The organism is Thermococcus sp. 9N3, assembly GCF_012027685.1.
GTDB classification, from domain to species: domain Archaea; phylum Methanobacteriota_B; class Thermococci; order Thermococcales; family Thermococcaceae; genus Thermococcus; species Thermococcus nautili.
The window spans coordinates 685,095-701,518 of sequence record NZ_SNUV01000001.1 but is presented as its reverse complement, the minus strand read 5'-3'; the positions used below and the strand labels follow the sequence as shown (position 1 = coordinate 701,518).

The window sequence follows — 16,424 nt, the reverse complement described above, 5'->3', positions numbered from 1 at the left end:
CGTCACCACCTCAGTCCAGCAGGCCGGGCGTTGATATTATGTCGAAGTAGCCAAAGACCGGGCCATCTTTGCAGATGTACTTCCAGCTCGTGCTCGTTCCGGCGACGCAGTGGCCACACTTTCCTATTCCGCACTTCATCTTCCTCTCGAGCGTCACGTAGATGTTCTCAGGGCGGTAGCCATAGTTGATGAGGGCCTCGAAGACCGACTTGTACATCCTTGGCGGACCGCAGATAGCCACTGCCGTCTTCTTCGGGTTGGTGTTGGCCTCGACTATGAACTTCTGGGGCCTTCCGTGCCTTCCTGGCCAGTCTGGGTCTCTGGTCACGCTCTGGATTATCTTGACGTTCTCAGCCTCGGCGAGGTCCTTCATGGCTTCGAGCTCCTTGTAGAAGAGCAAGTCCTTTCCGTAGCGGGCGGTGTTGATGAAGGTTATGTTGCCGTACTTCCAGCGGTTGTCCATCGCGTAGAGGAAGACGCTCCTCAGCGGAGCCGTTCCGAGACCCGCCGCTATAAGGAGCAGGTCCATGCCCTCCCAGTCGTCAACTGGGAAGCCGTTGCCATAGGGACCGCGGACGAGAACTGTATCGCCGGGCTGGAGCCTGTGGACGACTGTGGTGACCCTTCCAGCTTTCCTTATGCACAGCTCGAAGAAGCCCTTCCTCATCGGCGAGGAGCAGATGCTTATCGGGACCTCTCCAACTCCCGGAATCGTGAGCTGGACGAACTGGCCGGGCTTGAACGTCCAGGTCTCGGCTATCTCGGGGTCCTCGAAGCGGAAGAGGAAGAGCTTCTCCGTATCGGTGAGCTTGTAAACCCTGAGGACTTTGGCCCTGTGGAGGGCGTAGGGGTTATCGTCGGGCATCATAATCTCCTTGGGAACGACCTCGCTCATACGTCCTCACCCCTTATGTTTTCGGCGTAGGCGAAGCCCTTCTTCGGTATCTCCTCGGCTATCTTGGCCGGACAGGAGCGCTCCTCAAGGCCGAGGATAACGCGCAGGTTGCGAACGAAGCTTATACCGGCGGGACAGAACGCGGTACACCTGCCACAGCCGACGCAGAAGCTTAACCCGAGCTTCTCGTTGTAGGAGTTCTTACAGAGGTAGCGGTTCATGAAGCGGTCCTTTTTGGTGGGCCTGAAGTTGTGGCCTCCGGCAACGAGGCCGTGGCTCCTGAACTGGCAGGAATCCCAGCGCCTCTCGCGGTAGCCGGTTACGCCGTCAAGGTTTACTATGTCCTGCACCTCGTAGCAACGGCAGGTCGGGCAGGTCGTGTTGCAGATTCCGCAGGCGAGGCACTTCTCGGCCTCTTCCTCCCACATCGGGTGCTCCATCTCAAGTTCAAGCAGGTAGCGCAGGTCTCCCCAGTCCTCGTGGTACTTGAAGGCCTCGCTCCTCTTCCTCTCGAACTCCCTGAAGGCGCAGATGTCCTCGGTGGTGACTTCCTCGAAGAGCTTGATGTTCTTGTCAACTATCCTGTGTCCCTTGGGCGAGCCAACGCGGACGAGCCAGCCGTCGGGGAGCTCGTGGAAGAACAGGTCGAAGCCATCATCGGCGAAGTCCGTCTCGCGGAGGTTGCAGAAGCAGTACTCGTCGGGCATACAGCTGATTCCTATTATGATTCCCTTCTCCCTGCGAACTTTGTAGTACTTGTCGGGAAGCTCGTCGAGGTAAACGGTGTCGAGTATCTTGAGGCCGAAGATGTCGCAGGCGTGAACTCCGAAGAGCACGAATGGCTCGACATCCTCAATGGTCTCTCTGTATTCAGGCTTGCTGAGGTCGAACTCGAAGAGCTTCTCCCTGGGCTTGAAGAAGAACTTCTTCGGGGGCATTATCGTTCTCGTATAGTTGAACTCCACCTTCCTGACGTCATCAACTTCGCGGAAGTCGTAGAACTTCTCCGATATCTTGACCGGGGCGTAGAGCTTGCCCCATTCCTTGAGCCTTTCAAGGAAGGCGTAGGTGTTTTCCCTCGGCAACTTAACGTATCTCAACCCCACCACCTCCGATGAACATAAACATACACACGACCATTTTTGTTCCCTCAATAGGGACTTACCCGGAGCCTAAAAAAGCGTTTTTAAACCCGAGAATTCTAAACCAAAGGTTTACATCGTTTGTTTAGCCTAACGAGAGAAGAAAACAAAAGTGCTTTAGCGACCGCACACCGGAAAGCTTTTTATTAGGTGGCCCGAACGAATGCCGGTGTGGGAGATGAAGACCCGAACGCTCGCTGCAATCGCACTCATCCTGCTGGTTCAGCCTTACGTTCTCGCCCTTCAGCCATCCCACCTCTGGAGCTACTCCGATACCTGCGCCGTGTTCTCGATGGCAGTCAACGGGAACGGGACAATCGGCCTCGCCTTCGGCTACTACGCGGAGCTTTTGAGCCCCGACGGAAAACTCCTCTGGAAAGCGCCGACGCGTGGAATAGCGTACTCCTCGGCGCTCTCCGAGGGCGGTATCCTCCTAATCGGAACCGAAGGCAGGTGGCTTCAGGCTTTCAAGGACGGAAAGGTCCTCTGGGAGAGGGAACTGAAAAACGCCGTCGTTAGCGTTTCAATCTCTCAGAACGGTAGCCTCGCCGTCGCAGGCGACGCTTCGGGGTGGGTTTACCTGTTCCGAAACGGAAATCTCGCATGGGAAAAGCGCGTTGGGAACTACACATGGAGCGTTTTGCTCCGGAACGGCACCGTTTTTGCCGGCTCCGATTCGGGGCTCTACTCCTTCTCGGTCTCTGGGAAACTCCTATGGCGCGATAATCCAGGTCCAGTAAGGAAAGTCCTAACGGTCAAAAATGAAGTTTTAGCCCTTGTTGTTCCCCAGTCGGAGTCGTGGAGTGAGGTCGTTGCTTATTCCCTCGATGGAAAGGTTCTCTGGGAGAAGAAATTCAACGGCTACGCGAGGGCCATTTCAACCGACGGAAAGAGCGTTGCGGTTGCCGGAAACTTCGGCAACGTTACCCTGCTCGACCTCGATGGAGAGGCTATTTACTCAGTCCCGCTGATTGGTTACGCCTACGACATCGCAACGATGGGGAACTACACGGTTGTCAGTTACGGAAAGACCGCTGAGCTGATTTCTCCGAACGGAACTGTTGTTTGGTTCGAACGCTTCAATGGGACGGCCTATCACGTGGCTTTCTCTCCGAGGGGCTACTTCCTCACCGAGTACGGCTCCCACGACGTCCAGAACTGCTACAGCGTCATAGAGGCGTGGGCCCTTGCGGGGGTCTCACCGACAACGCCCGCAACCCAAACCTCAACCCGTGAAAGCTTCGGCTTCAATCCGTACGTTGGCGCCTTCCTTATCCTGGCGGTCGTTCTCATGGGGGTCCTGCTATGGCGGAAGCGGTCGTAGCCAACAACCTCGTCAAGCGCTACGGCGATTTCGAGGCGGTAAGGGGAATCAGCTTCAAGGTCAGGAGGGGAGAGGCATTTGCCTTACTCGGCCCCAACGGGGCGGGAAAGACAACCACCGTTAGAATGCTGACGACCCTGACCTCAATAACCTCCGGCGAGGCCTACGTGAACGGCTTCAACGTCAAGACCGAGAGGCTCGCGGTGAGGCGCTCGATAGGCCTCGTTCCGGACGTTTCAAACCTCTACGACGAGCTGACCGTCAGGGAAAACCTGCTCTTCATGGCAAAGCTCTACGACGCCCCCCGTGAGAGGGTCGATGAGCTGATAAGGGAGTTCGAGCTTCCTGCCGATAAGAAGTTCGGCAGGCTGAGCACGGGCTTCAAGAGAAGGGTCACGATAGCCTCGGCCCTCGTCCACGAGCCGGAAGTGCTCTTCCTCGACGAGCCGACGAACGGCCTGGACGTTCACTCCGCGAGGGCTGTGAGGTCTTTAATCCGCGCCCTGAACAGGAGGGGAATGACGGTCTTCATAACGACCCACAACATGGTTGAGGCCGAGACGATTCCCCAGAGGATAGCGATAATGAGAGACGGAAGGATAGTCGCCGAGGGCAAGAGGGGCGAGCTCGCGAAGTTAGTGGGGAGAAAAACCGTCGTCAGGCTCTCCGTCGAACCCCTGAGCTCTTCCCTTCTGAGGGCCCTTGAACGCTACAATCCTTCCTTCGAGGAGGGGAAGCTCGTCTTCGAGGTTGATGATGTTGATGGCTTTCTGGAGGAGCTGTGCTCGCTCAGGGTTGAGCTCGGCTTTAGGGTTACCTCCCTGTGCACCGAGATTCCCGGAATTGAAGACGTTTTCGTCGAGCTGACCAAGTGCCCGTGTGGGGGGTGTCCCCTTTGAAGGTTCTAACAATAGCGGAGAAGGAGCTGAGGGAGTACCTGCTGAAGCCCGGTTCAATAAGCTGGGGCGTCGTTTTTCCGCTCGTCTTCACGCTGGCCTTTGCGGTGCGCTTCGGCGACGTTGACCACCTCGCCCCCGGCCTTCTTTCCATCTCGGTCCTCTTTGGCACGACGTCATTTGTCTCCTCTTCGGTAATCTTCGAGAGAAGACTGAGGACGTTTGAAAGGCTCCTCGTTGCGCCCGTGAGCTACCTTGAGATTGTCCTCGCGAAGGTTCTGACGGGTTCCCTCTTCGGGCTCTTCGTCGGCCTCGTGGGTCTGCTCTTCCTGAGGTTCTTCATGGCCTACCCAATCTGGAACATTCCTCTCCTCGCGGTCTATCTGGTTCTCTCGGCCGTCGCCTTCTCCGCCCTTGGCCTCTACGTTTCCCTCGTCGTTGAGAACCCGATAAACGCGATGACGTGGCTCAACCTGATAAGACTGCCCATGATGTTCACGAGCGGGGCGATAGTTTCGCTCCTCCTCTTCCCGAGGTGGTTCATAGCCGTAGGTCTGCTCACCCCGATGACGTACTCCGTTGATGGCCTGCGCTTCGCGATGCTCCACTACTACGACGTCGTCAATCCACTCTACTCTCTCCTCGTCCTGCTCCTGCTTGCGATGGTCTTCGTTTACCTCTCGGTCACGAGGATTGAGCGCCTTTACTGAACCTGAGGACGAAGAACAGGATTACCATGAAGACGGTTATGTACTCGCTCCAGACGAAGGGGACGATGTCAATAACGCCAAGCGTGAAGATTACCGCGAGGATTATCACGATAACAAGCAGAACCCTGTAGACCGTTTTCCTCTCCATGCCATCACCGGAAAAGAAAAGGGAACGGGGCTTAAAAATCAGCCGGTCGCGTTTGCCGTCGTGTTGGTGGAGCAGACGAGGGGCTGCGGCTGGTACTTGAAGAGCTCTGGGTGAAGCAGTTCTGCCATCTCTTTGATTGCCAGCACAATCCTCGGGCTGGGCCTCTGGAAGACGTTGGGGTCGCTCACGGTGTAGACCCTTCCGTCCTTTGCCGCCTTTATCGTCGAGAGCGGGCCCGAGCAGAATATCTTCGGGTCAACGTAGGCCGAGGCTATAATCACCACATCGGGGTTCCTCGCCACTATCTCCTCGGCACTGACCGCTTTCCAGCCGGTAACGTCCTCGAAGGCGTTCTTACCGCCGGCAATCCTGATTATGCCCTCGGCAAAGGTGCCCTTTCCGGCTATCCAGTAGCCGTTGTATGTGCTGACGAGGTACATCACGCTCGGCCTGCTCGCGTTGGCGACGAGGCCCTCGATGTAGCTTATCTGGGCCTTCATCTCCGCCACGACGAGGGAAGCCTGCTCCTCCCTGTTGAGAACCTTTCCGAGGAGCTCAACCTGCTGGTAAATTCCGTCGATGCTCTTCGGGTCAACGATTACCACAGGTGCAATCTTCTCGAGGTCCTCAAGGAAGCCCTGCTTGTAGAAGACCGCGCTGTCGGCTATAATCAGGTCTGGCTTGAGCTTTGCAATCTCCTCAAGGTTCGCGTAGGCTCCGTAGCCACCGACCTTGGTGATGTTCTTAACGGCTGGAGGCCAGTCCGCGTACTTCGTGACGCCAACGAGCCTGTCGCCGGCTCCGAGGTAGAATATCGTCTCGGTGATGCTCGGGGCGAGTGAGACAATCCTCTGGGGCTCCTTCGGGATTGTGACGGTCCTGTTGGCCATGTCCTTAATCGTGAGCGGATAGCTTGTCTTGAAGGCCTCTGGGTGGAGAATTCTTGCCATGGTCTCGATTCCGCGGATGAGCCTCGGACTCGGATGAATGAGGTCGTTTTCGTTCTCAATCATATAAACGCGGCCGTTCTTAACCGCGCTGGTTCCAGCGAAGAGCTTGTAGGCTTCCTCGACGGTCATACCGCAGTGAGGGGTGAGTATTATGACGTCGGGGTTCCTTGCGAGAACCTCTTCAAGGCTGACCTGAGGCCAGTTCTTGGTGTCGTTGAAGATGTTCACGCCGCCGGCGATGCTGATGACGTCGCTTATAAAGGTGTCGCCGCCGACCGTCGTTAGCGGGTCGTTCCAGGTAACGTAGAAGACCTTAACCCTCGGCTGGTCCTTCATGAGCTCCTTCATTGCATCTACCTTGGCGTTGAACTCGTCGATGACCTCTTTGGCCTTATCTTCCCTGTTGAATACCTTGCCGAGGAGCTCTATCGCCCGGGGTATCTCGTCGAGGCTCTTGGGGGCCACGATTATAACCGGCGCAATCTTTTCAAGGCTCTCAAGGTAGCCCTGTTTGTAGAGAACGGCGTTATCGGCTATGATTAAATCCGGCTTGAGGCTGGCTATCGTCTCGAGGTTCGCGTAGATGCCGTAGCCACCGACGCTGGGGATGCCCTTAACCTCGGGGGGCCAGTCCTCGTAGCCGGTGTCGCCGACGACCCTCTCAATGAGGCCGAGGTAGTAGAGATCCTCGGTTGTGCTCGGGGCGAGCGAGACAATGCGCTTTGGTTCCGCCTTGATTGTTACCGTTCTGTTCGCGAAGTCCTTGACCGTTATCGGGTAGTAGCCCTTCTCGGCTTGGGTCGTGCTGGAGCTGGTTGCTTGACTCGTCGTTGAGGTCGTTGAGCTGGTTGGTGTAGCTGTGGTCGAGGGGGATGAGGTTGAGCTCGTGCTCTCATTTGAGGCGATACAGCCCGTCGCTACAACGGCTCCAAGCAGGAGCAGGACGACGAGGAGTGCGGTTCTCTTCATGGTTATCACCTGGACGTTTTGTCCGGATTAAATGTCCAGGGGTGTTGAGAGGGAAGGGTTTTTAAAGTTGTGGTCGGGGGAGAAAAGTCAGGTTTTGCCGACCCTGAAAAGGTCAACCCGCGTTATGATTCCGACTATCTTGCCCTCCCTGTTCTGGACGAGAACCGCCGGATGGTCCTCCAGGAGGTACTTAACGACCTCCAAATCCTCGTCCTCGTTGACTATCGGGAATGGCTCCTCCATCACCTCCATGACCTTGCGGTCGTAGATGTCCTCGTATTCGAGGCTCTGTCTGACAAGTGTCCGCTCCGTTACCGAGCCAACGACCTTGTTTCCAGAAACGACGGGAATCTGGGAGATGTTGTGCTCGTTCATCAGCTTGATGACCTTCTCAACCTTCTCGTAGGGCTTGACGAAGATTACGGGTGAGGACATAACGTCCTTCGCTCGAGGCTGGGCCTTCTTGCACTCAAGGAGGGCCTGGAGGATTCGATTCAGCGTTGAGAGCCTCGGGTCAACTTTGCCGGCCTCAAGCTTCGCTATGTAAGCCTGCGTTACGCCGGCTTTTCTGGCGAGCTCTTCCTGCGTTATGCCGAGCTCCTTTCGAATTCGCTTGATTTCCCTGGGGTCAATCGGCCGGGGGATGACCACCATAAATAACCACCGGTTATTAAACGCGCCCAGGGGTTATAAGCCTTCCTCAGAAGGGCGTCGAATTGTGGGCCGGGCACAGAGGCCCGCGCTCATTCGCTCACGCGGGTGGATGCTCCCGGCCCTGTGGGCTCGGCGTGAGCACGCTCCGCTCATCGAACCCGACTACCTCGCGGAGGCGGGAAAACCGAGCCCGTGCGAGGAGACGAGTTGTCCCCTCGCTGTCGGCGGTTAAGAATAGGACAGGGGACTTAAAAGCTTTAGCCGATGGATATGAGAATCACGCCGAGGACGGCCAGGATTAGTCCCTCGAATATCCTCGCGTTCGGCTTCTCCTTCAGCAGGAGAACCGCGAGCAGGGACGCTATTATCGGGTTTATTGCCGAGACGGGAGCGGCTATCGGCGAGCCGACGAGGGAGACCGAGTAGACGAAGAGGTACTGGCCGAGGATTAGGCCGAGAACCGCCGCACCGACGAGGACTAGGGCTTCCCTCCTGCTTATCCTCCTTACCTCCTCCCCGTATCTCGGGAGGAAGACCGAAACCCCAAGGGCCGCGAAGACCATTCTAACTCCCGCCAGCTGAAGCGATGGTATGCTCTTCGTCAGGTAGTCCATTATCGTTATGGCGACGCTCCATGAGATTGGTGCTATGAACGCGAAGATGAAGCCGAGTCTGTCGGCGTGCTCCTCTTCCTCGGCCCTCTTGACGATTATTATCGCCAGAACGACGAGAACCGCTCCGATGATTACGTGGGGCTTAACAGTTCTGCCGAGGAAGAGTATCGCCCACAGGATTGCCCACAGCGGATATGTTGAGGTTATGGGCACGGTTCTTGACACGCCCATTCTCTTCAGGGCGTTGAAGTAGAAGTAGTCGCCGATGACGAAGCCGAACTGGGCGGATATGAAGGCCAAGATGAGCAACCTCGTGGGGAGCTTAAAGACGCTCAGGTTCCCGGTGAGCGCGAAGATGAGCAGGAAGAGAGTTGAGGCAACGTAGAGCCTGAATATGTTGGCGCCGATGGGGGAGAGTCTTCTCAGTCCCACCCGGACGAGTATCGTTGAGGATGCCCACGAGAAGGCCGATGCAAGTGCGAGGAGGACACCAAGGATTAGAGTTTGCATGGTTCTCGCTCACGGTGAAGCCTTAAAAAATTAGCGCTTTAACGTTTAGATGAAAGTATGAAAAAGGCCTTAATAATCACGCGCCAACTATCGGCGATGATGACCTCGGCAGGGCTGACGTCAGGATGATGACGATCTTGAGTGCTGAAAATGGAAAGGTCAGCGGAGGATTACGTTTATCTTCTTTGGCCTTATTGCAACGCTGTACTCGCTTGAGACGTCGCGGATGATTCTGTTTATCGTTTCCGTGATATCCCTCTTTATCCTCTCGTCCGAAACGCCCGAGTACGCACCGAAGAGACCGCCAACGCTCTCCTTGACGAAAGAGGCTTCGATATCAACGTAAACCGTCGAGCCCTGAATCTCGTGGTTGAGCTTGAGCCACTTGAAGGTAACCCTCGGTATGAGTTTGAGCTCGGCGTGGATTCTGTTCTTGAGGGTTTCTATTGCCGGCTCGATTCTGCTCCTCAGCAGGGTCTCCTCGGCTTCTTTCTTCTTTTCCTCGGTGAGCGGGGCGAGCTCCTCTATTCCCGCTTCCTTCAGAAGCCTCTCGACTTCCTTCTCAAGCAGTTCCTTCTTGGCAAGTATCTCCGCCGCTTTTCCGCTCGTTACCGTCTTCTTAGCCGGCGCCGGTCTCTTGAGGGACCTCTCCACGAGCTCAACTTCAACGTTGTGGACGGTTATGTAGCGGTTTATTGAGCTTGAGAGCTCCTTGGCGTGCCTGCTGAGAATCGTTCTGATGGTTTTCTCCGTAGTCGCCTTGTCAAAGGGCCCCTCGACGGCAATGGAAAGGTTTATCTCGAGCTCCCTTCTGCCCTTTATGTCAAAGTACGCCTTTGTGACCTTCATTCCGGCCGTTTCAAGCTCTTTGACGACGGTTCTCGCGAAGTTGCTGAAGTACGGCCAGACGTCTTCGAGAACCGAAAGCTGAATCCTTCCGTCCTTCGTTACGGCTCCGGTCTTCTTCTTGTCCTTCTCAACTATCTCCTGGGGTCTAGCCTCCTCGCCGTTGAGAACGACGCTTATGTCCCTGAGTATGGGCTTGTACTCGGCCTCCCTGAGGATTATCGGGGCGTGCTTGCTGACGATGTGGAACAGTCTCTTCTCGGCTATCTCAAGGCTTCTCTTGTCCGTGCTCTCGGAGCTTCCGTAGACGTGAACGTTGAGGTAAACGACTCCCTCACCTACGTTTGCGTCAAACTCTATCCTGTTTATTGAAACGCCCCTTATCCTACTCGCCTCTTTGATGATGTTCTCTGCGTACTTCTTGAAGGCTTCCTCTGGGATTCTTCCTCCGGTGAAGTTAACCACTATCTCTGGCTTTCCTCCAGCGGGTTTCGGAGCGGGTTTGGGGGCCGGTTTGGGGGTGGCGGTTGGAGCAGGTTTTTCCTCAATCGTGGGTTTCTCTTTGGGCTTTTCCTCTGGAATCTGTGTCGGTTGTGGTCTGGGAACTTCAATTTTCGGTGGCTGAACTGGCCCACCGGAGAAGAGCTCCTCCAGAGGTATCTTGGGGGTCTCAGAGTAAACGTCAAGGTTCTCAGCGATTGAAAGCTTCATTTCAATTTCGTCGAGGGAGTAAACGTCAACGACCATTGGCCTGCCGAGCAGAGATTTGAGAAGGTTGACTGCATCCTCTCCAATCAGCGTTTGCTTATTGTCAACTATAAGGCATTCCACCGCCAAAACCTTTGAGCTATCGAAGAGCACCGTTATGTAGTACTTCGCGTTCTTGTCCTTGGCGAATATCTTGAGGAAGGCTCCCTTGCCCTCACTGAGGGCTTTTTTGATGAGTTCATTGAGCTCGCCCGCCGACGTTACCACGACGTTCTCGACGAGCGGTGCCTTGTCCGGTAACTGCATCTCCACCACCATTAGCTATATATATCTCTATCCGCTTAAAGAACTCGGAAGGAATTCACGGCTTAGTATATCAAAGCCCCTATTTAAACATTGTTGTGCAGAAAACGGGTGATGCTGATGAGAATCCTCATCCTCGGTGGAGGGGCCCTCGGACGCTCGATAGCCGAGGCACTCAAGGGAGAGTTTGACATAGTCATCGTTGAGAAGGACGAAATCCGCGCGCGAGCCCTGGAAGAGAGCGGTTTCCACGTCGTCCAGGGCGATTTCTCCTACACCGCTACCCTCCTGAAAGCTGGAGTTGAGAAGTCGGAACTCGTAATAATCACAACCATGGACGTTGATACAATCAAGAAAACTGTCTACGTAATCCGGACCAACAACAAGGAGGTTCCCATCCTCACAGTTCTCCCTGATGAAATCAGCCTTGAGGAGCTCACCGAGAGCATAAAGGAGAGCTTTGAAGCCGACGTCAAAGTTGATTACGCCATCTCCCCGAGAACCGCCCTGAGGGATGCGCTCATCGGTATGGTGAAGCACATCGGCGAGCGGAAGAACGTCAACCTTCTCGTGAAGAAGCTCCGCGAGTTAAAGAACGAGAGCGATTCCCTTCTCATAGTCATGCACGACAACCCCGACCCGGATTCCCTTGCGAGCGCCGCCGCACTGAGCGTCATAGCCCAAACGCTCGGCTTCAAGACAAAGATAGTCCACGGGGGAGAGATAACCCACCACGAGAACCGGGCTTTCGTAAATCTCCTTGGAATCGAAGTTACACGCGTCTCAAGGGGTTCCTACGAGCTGAAGCGCTATCCATTCATAGCACTCGTTGACTGTCAGCCAAACGGGAACCTCACCATTCTTGAAAGCTCCGATTACGGCAGGATTAAAATCGTCATAGACCACCACCAGGTTCTCCAGCATCTCTCGGACGTCATCCCCGAGGACGCGTTCCTTGACATCAGGCCAGACGTTAACTCCGCTTCGTCAATTCTGGTCGAGTACCTTCGGGGACTCAACATCTCGGTTTCGCCACCGCTCGCAACTGCCCTCTTCTACGGAATCTACATAGACACAAAGAAGTTCTCGAAGCTGAGCCCGGTTGACCTCAAGGCGATAGAGTTCCTGGCCGGTAAAGTTGACTACGAGCTCCTCGACAAGATTGAGCACCCAGACATCAGCACGGAAACTGCCGAAATCCTTGCGAGGGCCATAATGCACAGGAGGATTTACAAGAACGTCATAATAAGCAACGTGGGCTTCATAACGAACCGTGACGCCCTCGCGGAAGCCGCTGACTTCCTTCTTCGCCTTGAGGGGATAACAACGGTTCTCGTCTTCGGCATAGTGGACGACAAGATTGAGATTTCCGCGAGGACAAGGGACGTCAGGGTGAACATCGGCGCGGTGATGAAAGAGGCCTTCGGCGAGATGGGAAGCGGTGGCGGTCACGCCAGGGCCGGCGGTGCGAGGATAAGCCTCGGAATCTTCAAGCTCGCCAAGGACAAGAACTCCCTGCTGAAGCTCGTGGAAGAGGCTGTCACAGAAAGGTTCTTGGAAGCGTTAAAGGTGAAAGAGGGTTAATCCTCCTTCGCTTTCACGAGAACGATGTCGCCGATGGCCGTGACGCGGTCGTAGGGAACTCCGACCTTTTCACCGGGCAGGACGAGCGCGAGAACCTTTCCCCTTCCCTGGTCAATATCGATTAGAACCTCATCAACGTAACCAACGTAGTAGCCCTTTGTGTTGTAAATCTGCTTGCCGTAAAGCTTTGAGAGCCTCATCACCATTTCAATCACCGCCTTAGGTTATCAATGAGCATATTTAAGCGTTGCTACTTGCCTTTCCTGCCGAAGTTCCTGAACTTCTCGAAGCCCCACCTGCCGAGCGCTCCAAAGAAGGTGAGCGCCATCGCACTGCCGGTGACGATGAGTATCGCGGTAACTCCGTGTTCCACCGACTGCAGGGGGCCGTAGTCTTTCAGGAGGAGCAACACCGCAGACGCCCCTCCAAGGTACGTCGCGGGGCTTAAAAGGGCGTCCGTGAAGTTCGTGGGCTTGATGAAGAGGCTCGTCCCGAGGACGATTCCAAGCATTACGTTGGCGAAGGTCGCGTTTATTCCCCGGTTCGCCCACCAGAGGGCGAGGGCAAGCGTCACAACCGCGCCGAGGACGAAGGAAACGGCCGAAGTCCGGAAGTCCCATTCTTCGTCGGCCCTCAGGCCGAGAACGGCTCCAATGATGAGACCCACGTAAATTCCGTATGCGAAGAGCTGGTTTTCGTAGGGCCCGTAGGCGAAGACCGCCAGGAGAAAACCGAAGAACGCACCAACCCCTGCAAACGTTAAAGTTGCCCCTACGTTGACCTTCATTCTACCACCTCAATCCTAATCCTGTCGCCGTCGTTGAGGCCGAGCTTTTTCCTCAGGTTTACCGGTGCCACTATCTCGGCAATCTTTGGGGGATGAACCGTTCTTGAGGGTATCACAATCGCTCCCTCAATGCCGTCAATCCTCACGCGGTAAGCCTTGACGTCGCCGAAGGTCCTCCCCTCCTTGGTAAAACCGGGGATTATAACGGGCCTAGCGTTGCAGAGGGCATCGAAGACCGTCTTTGGGAAGAGAACGCGAACGTTCAGTGTTCCGGGATAGGGCTCAAACCCAAGGTACTCCCTAATCAGAGGCGCGTACTGCCTGACGTAGTAGGCACCCTCCCCGAGGCCCGAAACAACCTCCCCGACAATCACGCCGGTCGAGAGGGCCTTTGAAATCTCGTCGCAGAGCCTCTGGAGAAAGCTCGCGCCCTCGGGCGTTACCTCTATGAGTGTCTTCTTACCCTCCACGTTTCTCTCGATTAATCCCTCTTCCTCCATCTCCCTGAGGAGCCTCAAAACGGTTTGAGGTGAGACCTCAAGCTCGTCCGCGAGCTCCCTTACGGTAACCCTTGTCATCTTTCCTACCGCTCCCCTTCTCGCGAGGGAAACGAGGAGTTTTATGTTCTTCATCTTCTCACCTTCGAGAGCTTATCGGCAATCCTGAGCGGTTTTGGATAGCCTTCACCAAGTGCCTTCACGACTTCAACCGCCGACCTCAAATCGACCAGATGTCCGACGCTTACATAAGCTTTTCCTACCCTTTCGTAGAGGTTCTCCGGCACACCGCGGAGCGGTCTCTTCGCCACGCCGATGACTGGCCTTCCGAGGATTAGCCCGATGTGGGAGGCCAGCCCGTAGCCCCTCGGGTGCGCCCTCCCGTGGCCCTCAACAAGAAGAACGTCGAAGTCCGCGTTTTTGACGACCTTCAAAACGGGCATCGTCTCCCTGAGGAAGAAATAGGTGGGGATGTAGGGGAAGCTGACCTTTACCTGGGCGGTTCTCGTCTCGATTGGCTCGCACTCTGGAAAGGTGCATATTACGAGGGCCGAGACGGCATCGTCTCCCCGGTAGGAGACGTCAACCGCTCCAACGGTCTTCACCCTGCTGGGGTCGAGCGGTCTCTCGACTATCCTTCTTGAGAGCCTCCTCTGGAGCTCGGCTATCTTTTTGAGTTTTTCGGTAATTAGGTAATCCTTTAATTCAGTCATTCTTTAGGGCCTTCTCAAGTTTCTCCTCAAGGCTCCTGTTGAGCTTGGCCCTCGTGAGGTCCTCAAGGGTTCTCTCCAGGGCGTAACGTGCTTGGTCTTGCTTCTGTCTCACGTTAACAAGTCCCTTTGGATACTCAAGCGTTATGAGGGCGTTGTAAACCCTCTCCATCTCGCGGTAAACAGTCTCAGCGGTGTCGAGGTCTCCCTCAAGGAGCCTGTGGAGGAAGTACCTCCTGAGCTCACCTATGAAGTCCCCAACGCCGAGAACGTAGTCCGCCTCGGGAACACCGAGCTCACCGGGAGTTGGATAGGGCCTTCCGCGAACGTAGCTGAGAAGAAGGGATGCTTCAACAAACTCCTGATGGGCGGTCTGAACGTAGCCGGAGTAGTAGAGGTCGGGATGGTTTTTCAGCGTCTCCCTCAGCAAGTTCACCCGCTTTCCGGCTTCTCTCAGCCTTTCCTCAGCGAGGTTTAGCTCGTTCCGGTGGACGGCTTTGACGGCGTCCCCGCTGAGCCTCACTATTTCCCTCGTGACCTTGAGCGCCTCTTCCCTCAGGGAATCCTTCTCATCGAGAACTTTTCTGACTGACTCGATTATCTTTTCTATCTCCATGTTCCCACCGGAGGGAGTTGGAGAAGGGACTTAAAAATGTGGGCCCGGCCCATCCCCCACCATCATCGAAGGCGTCGCCATCCTCAGGCGGTCCGGAGGAGGCGGGCCCTGTCCGCCCGGCATCGTCCACGGGACTTCATCGAAGGCTCAGCCCACTCCGTCCGGCGGGCCAACCGGGCGGGACCGTCGTAGAAAATTCTTCGGTCGAAATTTTAAGGCTTTCGAAGTTAATAACCTTCAGGAATGTTAGTTTTCCTAATTCATGCCGAAAATTATATAAGCGTTCCACCGAAGCGGGCCTTGCTAAAAGGAAAGGTGGTGACGCTCATGGCTGAGAAGGTTAGGAACATCGTCGTTGAGGAGCTCGTCAGGACTCCGGTCGAGATGCAGAAGGTTGAGCTCGTCGAGAGGAAGGGAATCGGCCACCCCGACAGCATAGCCGATGGTATAGCCGAGGCCGTCAGCAGGGCCCTCAGCAGGGAGTACATCAAGAGATACGGCATAATCCTCCACCACAACACCGACCAGGTCGAGGTCGTTGGAGGTAGGGCCTACCCGCAGTTCGGCGGCGGTGAGGTCATCAAGCCGATTTACATCCTCCTCTCCGGAAGGGCCGTCGAGATGGTTGACCGTGAGTTCTTCCCGGTTCACGAGATAGCGATAAAGGCCGCGAAGGACTACCTCAAGAAGGCCGTCAGGCACCTTGACGTCGAGAACCACGTCATCATTGACTCCCGCATAGGACAGGGTAGCGTTGACCTCGTTGGAGTCTTCAACAAGGCCAAGGAGAACCCGATTCCGCTCGCCAACGACACCAGCTTCGGTGTCGGCTACGCCCCGCTCAGCGAGACCGAGAAGATAGTCCTCGAGACCGAGAAGGTTCTCAACAGCGACGAGTTCAAGAAGGAGTGGCCGGCCGTCGGCGAGGACATCAAGGTCATGGGCCTTAGGAAGGGCGACGAGATTGACCTCACCATAGCGGCGGCAATAGTTGACAGCGAGGTCGCGAACCCCGACGAGTACATGGCCGTTAAGGAGGCCATCTACCAGAAGGCCAAGGAGATAGTTGAGGCCCACACCGAGAGGAAGGTCAACATCTACGTCAACACTGCCGACGACCTGAAGAACGGAATCTACTACATCACCGTCACCGGAACGAGCGCCGAGGCAGGCGACGACGGTAGCGTTGGTAGAGGAAACCGCGTCAACGGCCTCATCACCCCGAACAGGCACATGAGCATGGAGGCTGCCGCTGGAAAGAACCCGGTCAGCCACGTTGGAAAGATTTACAACCTCCTCTCGATGCTCATAGCCAACGACATCGCCGAGCAGGTCGAGGGCGTCGAGGAGGTCTACGTCAGGATTCTGAGCCAGATAGGAAAGCCCATTGACGAGCCCCTCGTCGCCAGCGTCCAGATAATCCCGAAGAAGGGCTACTCAATTGACGTTCTCCAGAAGCCGGCCTACGAGATTGCCGACGAGTGGCTCGCCAACATAACCAAGATACAGAAGATGATTCTCGACGACAAGCTGAACGTTTTCTGAATTCCTCTTTTCTTCT

At 55.6% G+C, this 16,424-nt stretch carries 18 protein-coding genes; 6 read left to right on the top strand and 12 right to left on the bottom strand.

All coding sequences use genetic code 11. The annotated features are described in order from the left end of the window. Positions 1 to 10: 10 nt before the first annotated feature. Both hydG and hydB read right to left on the bottom strand, forming a co-directional pair. Positions 11 to 895 carry an NADPH-dependent hydrogenase/sulfhydrogenase 1 subunit gamma gene (hydG, locus tag E3E30_RS03860; protein WP_042689453.1) on the bottom strand — a complete coding sequence of 295 codons (885 nt, stop codon included), beginning with the start codon at positions 893 to 895 and terminating at the stop codon, positions 11 to 13. Then, positions 892 to 1,995: an NADPH-dependent hydrogenase/sulfhydrogenase 1 subunit beta gene (gene hydB / locus E3E30_RS03855; protein WP_167728504.1), complete on the bottom strand. Its 1,104-nt coding sequence runs from the start codon at positions 1,993 to 1,995 to the stop codon at positions 892 to 894. Before hydB ends, hydG begins: the two co-directional genes overlap by 4 nt. Before the next feature lie 220 nt (positions 1,996 to 2,215). Between hydB and E3E30_RS03850 the strand changes: the two genes are divergently transcribed. From E3E30_RS03850 to E3E30_RS03840, 3 genes are read left to right on the top strand one after another with little or no spacing between them, the layout of a single operon-like run. Next, positions 2,216 to 3,361 carry a PQQ-binding-like beta-propeller repeat protein gene (locus E3E30_RS03850; protein WP_240922580.1) on the top strand — a complete coding sequence of 382 codons (1,146 nt, stop codon included), beginning with the start codon at positions 2,216 to 2,218 and terminating at the stop codon, positions 3,359 to 3,361. After that, complete coding sequence (locus tag E3E30_RS03845) at positions 3,343 to 4,260, top strand: ABC transporter ATP-binding protein (RefSeq protein ID WP_167728502.1); 918 nt, start codon at positions 3,343 to 3,345, stop codon at positions 4,258 to 4,260. Before E3E30_RS03850 ends, E3E30_RS03845 begins: the two co-directional genes overlap by 19 nt. Further along, positions 4,248 to 4,967, top strand: coding sequence for an ABC transporter permease (locus tag E3E30_RS03840; protein ID WP_167728501.1), 720 nt, complete (start codon positions 4,248 to 4,250; stop codon positions 4,965 to 4,967). Before E3E30_RS03845 ends, E3E30_RS03840 begins: the two co-directional genes overlap by 13 nt. Here the strand turns inward: E3E30_RS03840 and E3E30_RS03835 are convergent. The 3 genes from E3E30_RS03835 to E3E30_RS03825 form a co-directional block, all read right to left on the bottom strand. Then, the gene (locus tag E3E30_RS03835; RefSeq protein ID WP_167728500.1) at positions 4,942 to 5,115 is read right to left on the bottom strand and encodes a hypothetical protein; all 174 of its coding nucleotides are present in this window, start codon (positions 5,113 to 5,115) and stop codon (positions 4,942 to 4,944) included. The two genes, E3E30_RS03840 and E3E30_RS03835, sit on opposite strands and share 26 nt — an antisense overlap. Before the next feature lie 38 nt (positions 5,116 to 5,153). After that, positions 5,154 to 7,034 carry a helical backbone metal receptor gene (locus E3E30_RS03830; RefSeq protein WP_167728499.1) on the bottom strand — a complete coding sequence of 627 codons (1,881 nt, stop codon included), beginning with the start codon at positions 7,032 to 7,034 and terminating at the stop codon, positions 5,154 to 5,156. 87 nt (positions 7,035 to 7,121) lie between these two features. Continuing rightward, positions 7,122 to 7,688 carry a CBS domain-containing protein gene (locus E3E30_RS03825; protein WP_167728498.1) on the bottom strand — a complete coding sequence of 189 codons (567 nt, stop codon included), beginning with the start codon at positions 7,686 to 7,688 and terminating at the stop codon, positions 7,122 to 7,124. A gap of 64 nt (positions 7,689 to 7,752) precedes the next feature. On the opposite strand from E3E30_RS03825, the gene E3E30_RS03820 reads away from it, so the two are divergent. Next, positions 7,753 to 7,920: a hypothetical protein gene (locus E3E30_RS03820; protein ID WP_167728497.1), complete on the top strand. Its 168-nt coding sequence runs from the start codon at positions 7,753 to 7,755 to the stop codon at positions 7,918 to 7,920. 25 nt (positions 7,921 to 7,945) lie between these two features. Here the strand turns inward: E3E30_RS03820 and E3E30_RS03815 are convergent, their stop codons facing one another. Both E3E30_RS03815 and E3E30_RS03810 read right to left on the bottom strand, forming a co-directional pair. Continuing rightward, the gene (locus E3E30_RS03815; protein WP_167728496.1) at positions 7,946 to 8,812 is read right to left on the bottom strand and encodes a DMT family transporter; all 867 of its coding nucleotides are present in this window, start codon (positions 8,810 to 8,812) and stop codon (positions 7,946 to 7,948) included. A gap of 159 nt (positions 8,813 to 8,971) precedes the next feature. Beyond that, positions 8,972 to 10,684 (bottom strand): DUF2226 domain-containing protein, encoded by a 1,713-nt coding sequence (locus E3E30_RS03810; RefSeq protein WP_346765894.1) that lies wholly within the window; start codon positions 10,682 to 10,684, stop codon positions 8,972 to 8,974. 105 nt (positions 10,685 to 10,789) lie between these two features. On the opposite strand from E3E30_RS03810, the gene E3E30_RS03805 reads away from it, so the two are divergent. Next, positions 10,790 to 12,253 carry a DHH family phosphoesterase gene (locus tag E3E30_RS03805; protein ID WP_042689467.1) on the top strand — a complete coding sequence of 488 codons (1,464 nt, stop codon included), beginning with the start codon at positions 10,790 to 10,792 and terminating at the stop codon, positions 12,251 to 12,253. Here E3E30_RS03805 and E3E30_RS03800 read toward each other — a convergent pair. From E3E30_RS03800 to E3E30_RS03780, 5 genes are read right to left on the bottom strand one after another with little or no spacing between them, the layout of a single operon-like run. After that, positions 12,250 to 12,459, bottom strand: a complete 210-nt coding sequence (locus E3E30_RS03800) for a PRC-barrel domain-containing protein (RefSeq protein WP_042689469.1) — start codon at positions 12,457 to 12,459, stop codon at positions 12,250 to 12,252. The genes E3E30_RS03805 and E3E30_RS03800 overlap by 4 nt on opposite strands. Positions 12,460 to 12,503: 44 nt before the next feature. Continuing rightward, positions 12,504 to 13,040, bottom strand: a complete 537-nt coding sequence (locus E3E30_RS03795) for a hypothetical protein (RefSeq protein WP_167728495.1) — start codon at positions 13,038 to 13,040, stop codon at positions 12,504 to 12,506. Next, on the bottom strand, positions 13,037 to 13,672 hold the full coding sequence (locus E3E30_RS03790) for a DUF120 domain-containing protein (RefSeq protein ID WP_167728494.1): 636 nt from the start codon (positions 13,670 to 13,672) through the stop codon (positions 13,037 to 13,039). The genes E3E30_RS03795 and E3E30_RS03790 overlap by 4 nt, the downstream gene beginning before the upstream one ends. Next, complete coding sequence (locus tag E3E30_RS03785) at positions 13,669 to 14,250, bottom strand: endonuclease V (protein ID WP_167728493.1); 582 nt, start codon at positions 14,248 to 14,250, stop codon at positions 13,669 to 13,671. Before E3E30_RS03785 ends, E3E30_RS03790 begins: the two co-directional genes overlap by 4 nt. Beyond that, complete coding sequence (locus E3E30_RS03780) at positions 14,243 to 14,863, bottom strand: haloacid dehalogenase (RefSeq protein WP_167728492.1); 621 nt, start codon at positions 14,861 to 14,863, stop codon at positions 14,243 to 14,245. The genes E3E30_RS03785 and E3E30_RS03780 overlap by 8 nt, the downstream gene beginning before the upstream one ends. 327 nt (positions 14,864 to 15,190) lie before the next feature. Here E3E30_RS03780 and E3E30_RS03775 point away from each other — a divergent pair, with 327 nt between their 5' ends. Next, positions 15,191 to 16,408: a methionine adenosyltransferase gene (locus E3E30_RS03775; RefSeq protein WP_167728929.1), complete on the top strand. Its 1,218-nt coding sequence runs from the start codon at positions 15,191 to 15,193 to the stop codon at positions 16,406 to 16,408. Positions 16,409 to 16,424: the final 16 nt, after the last annotated feature.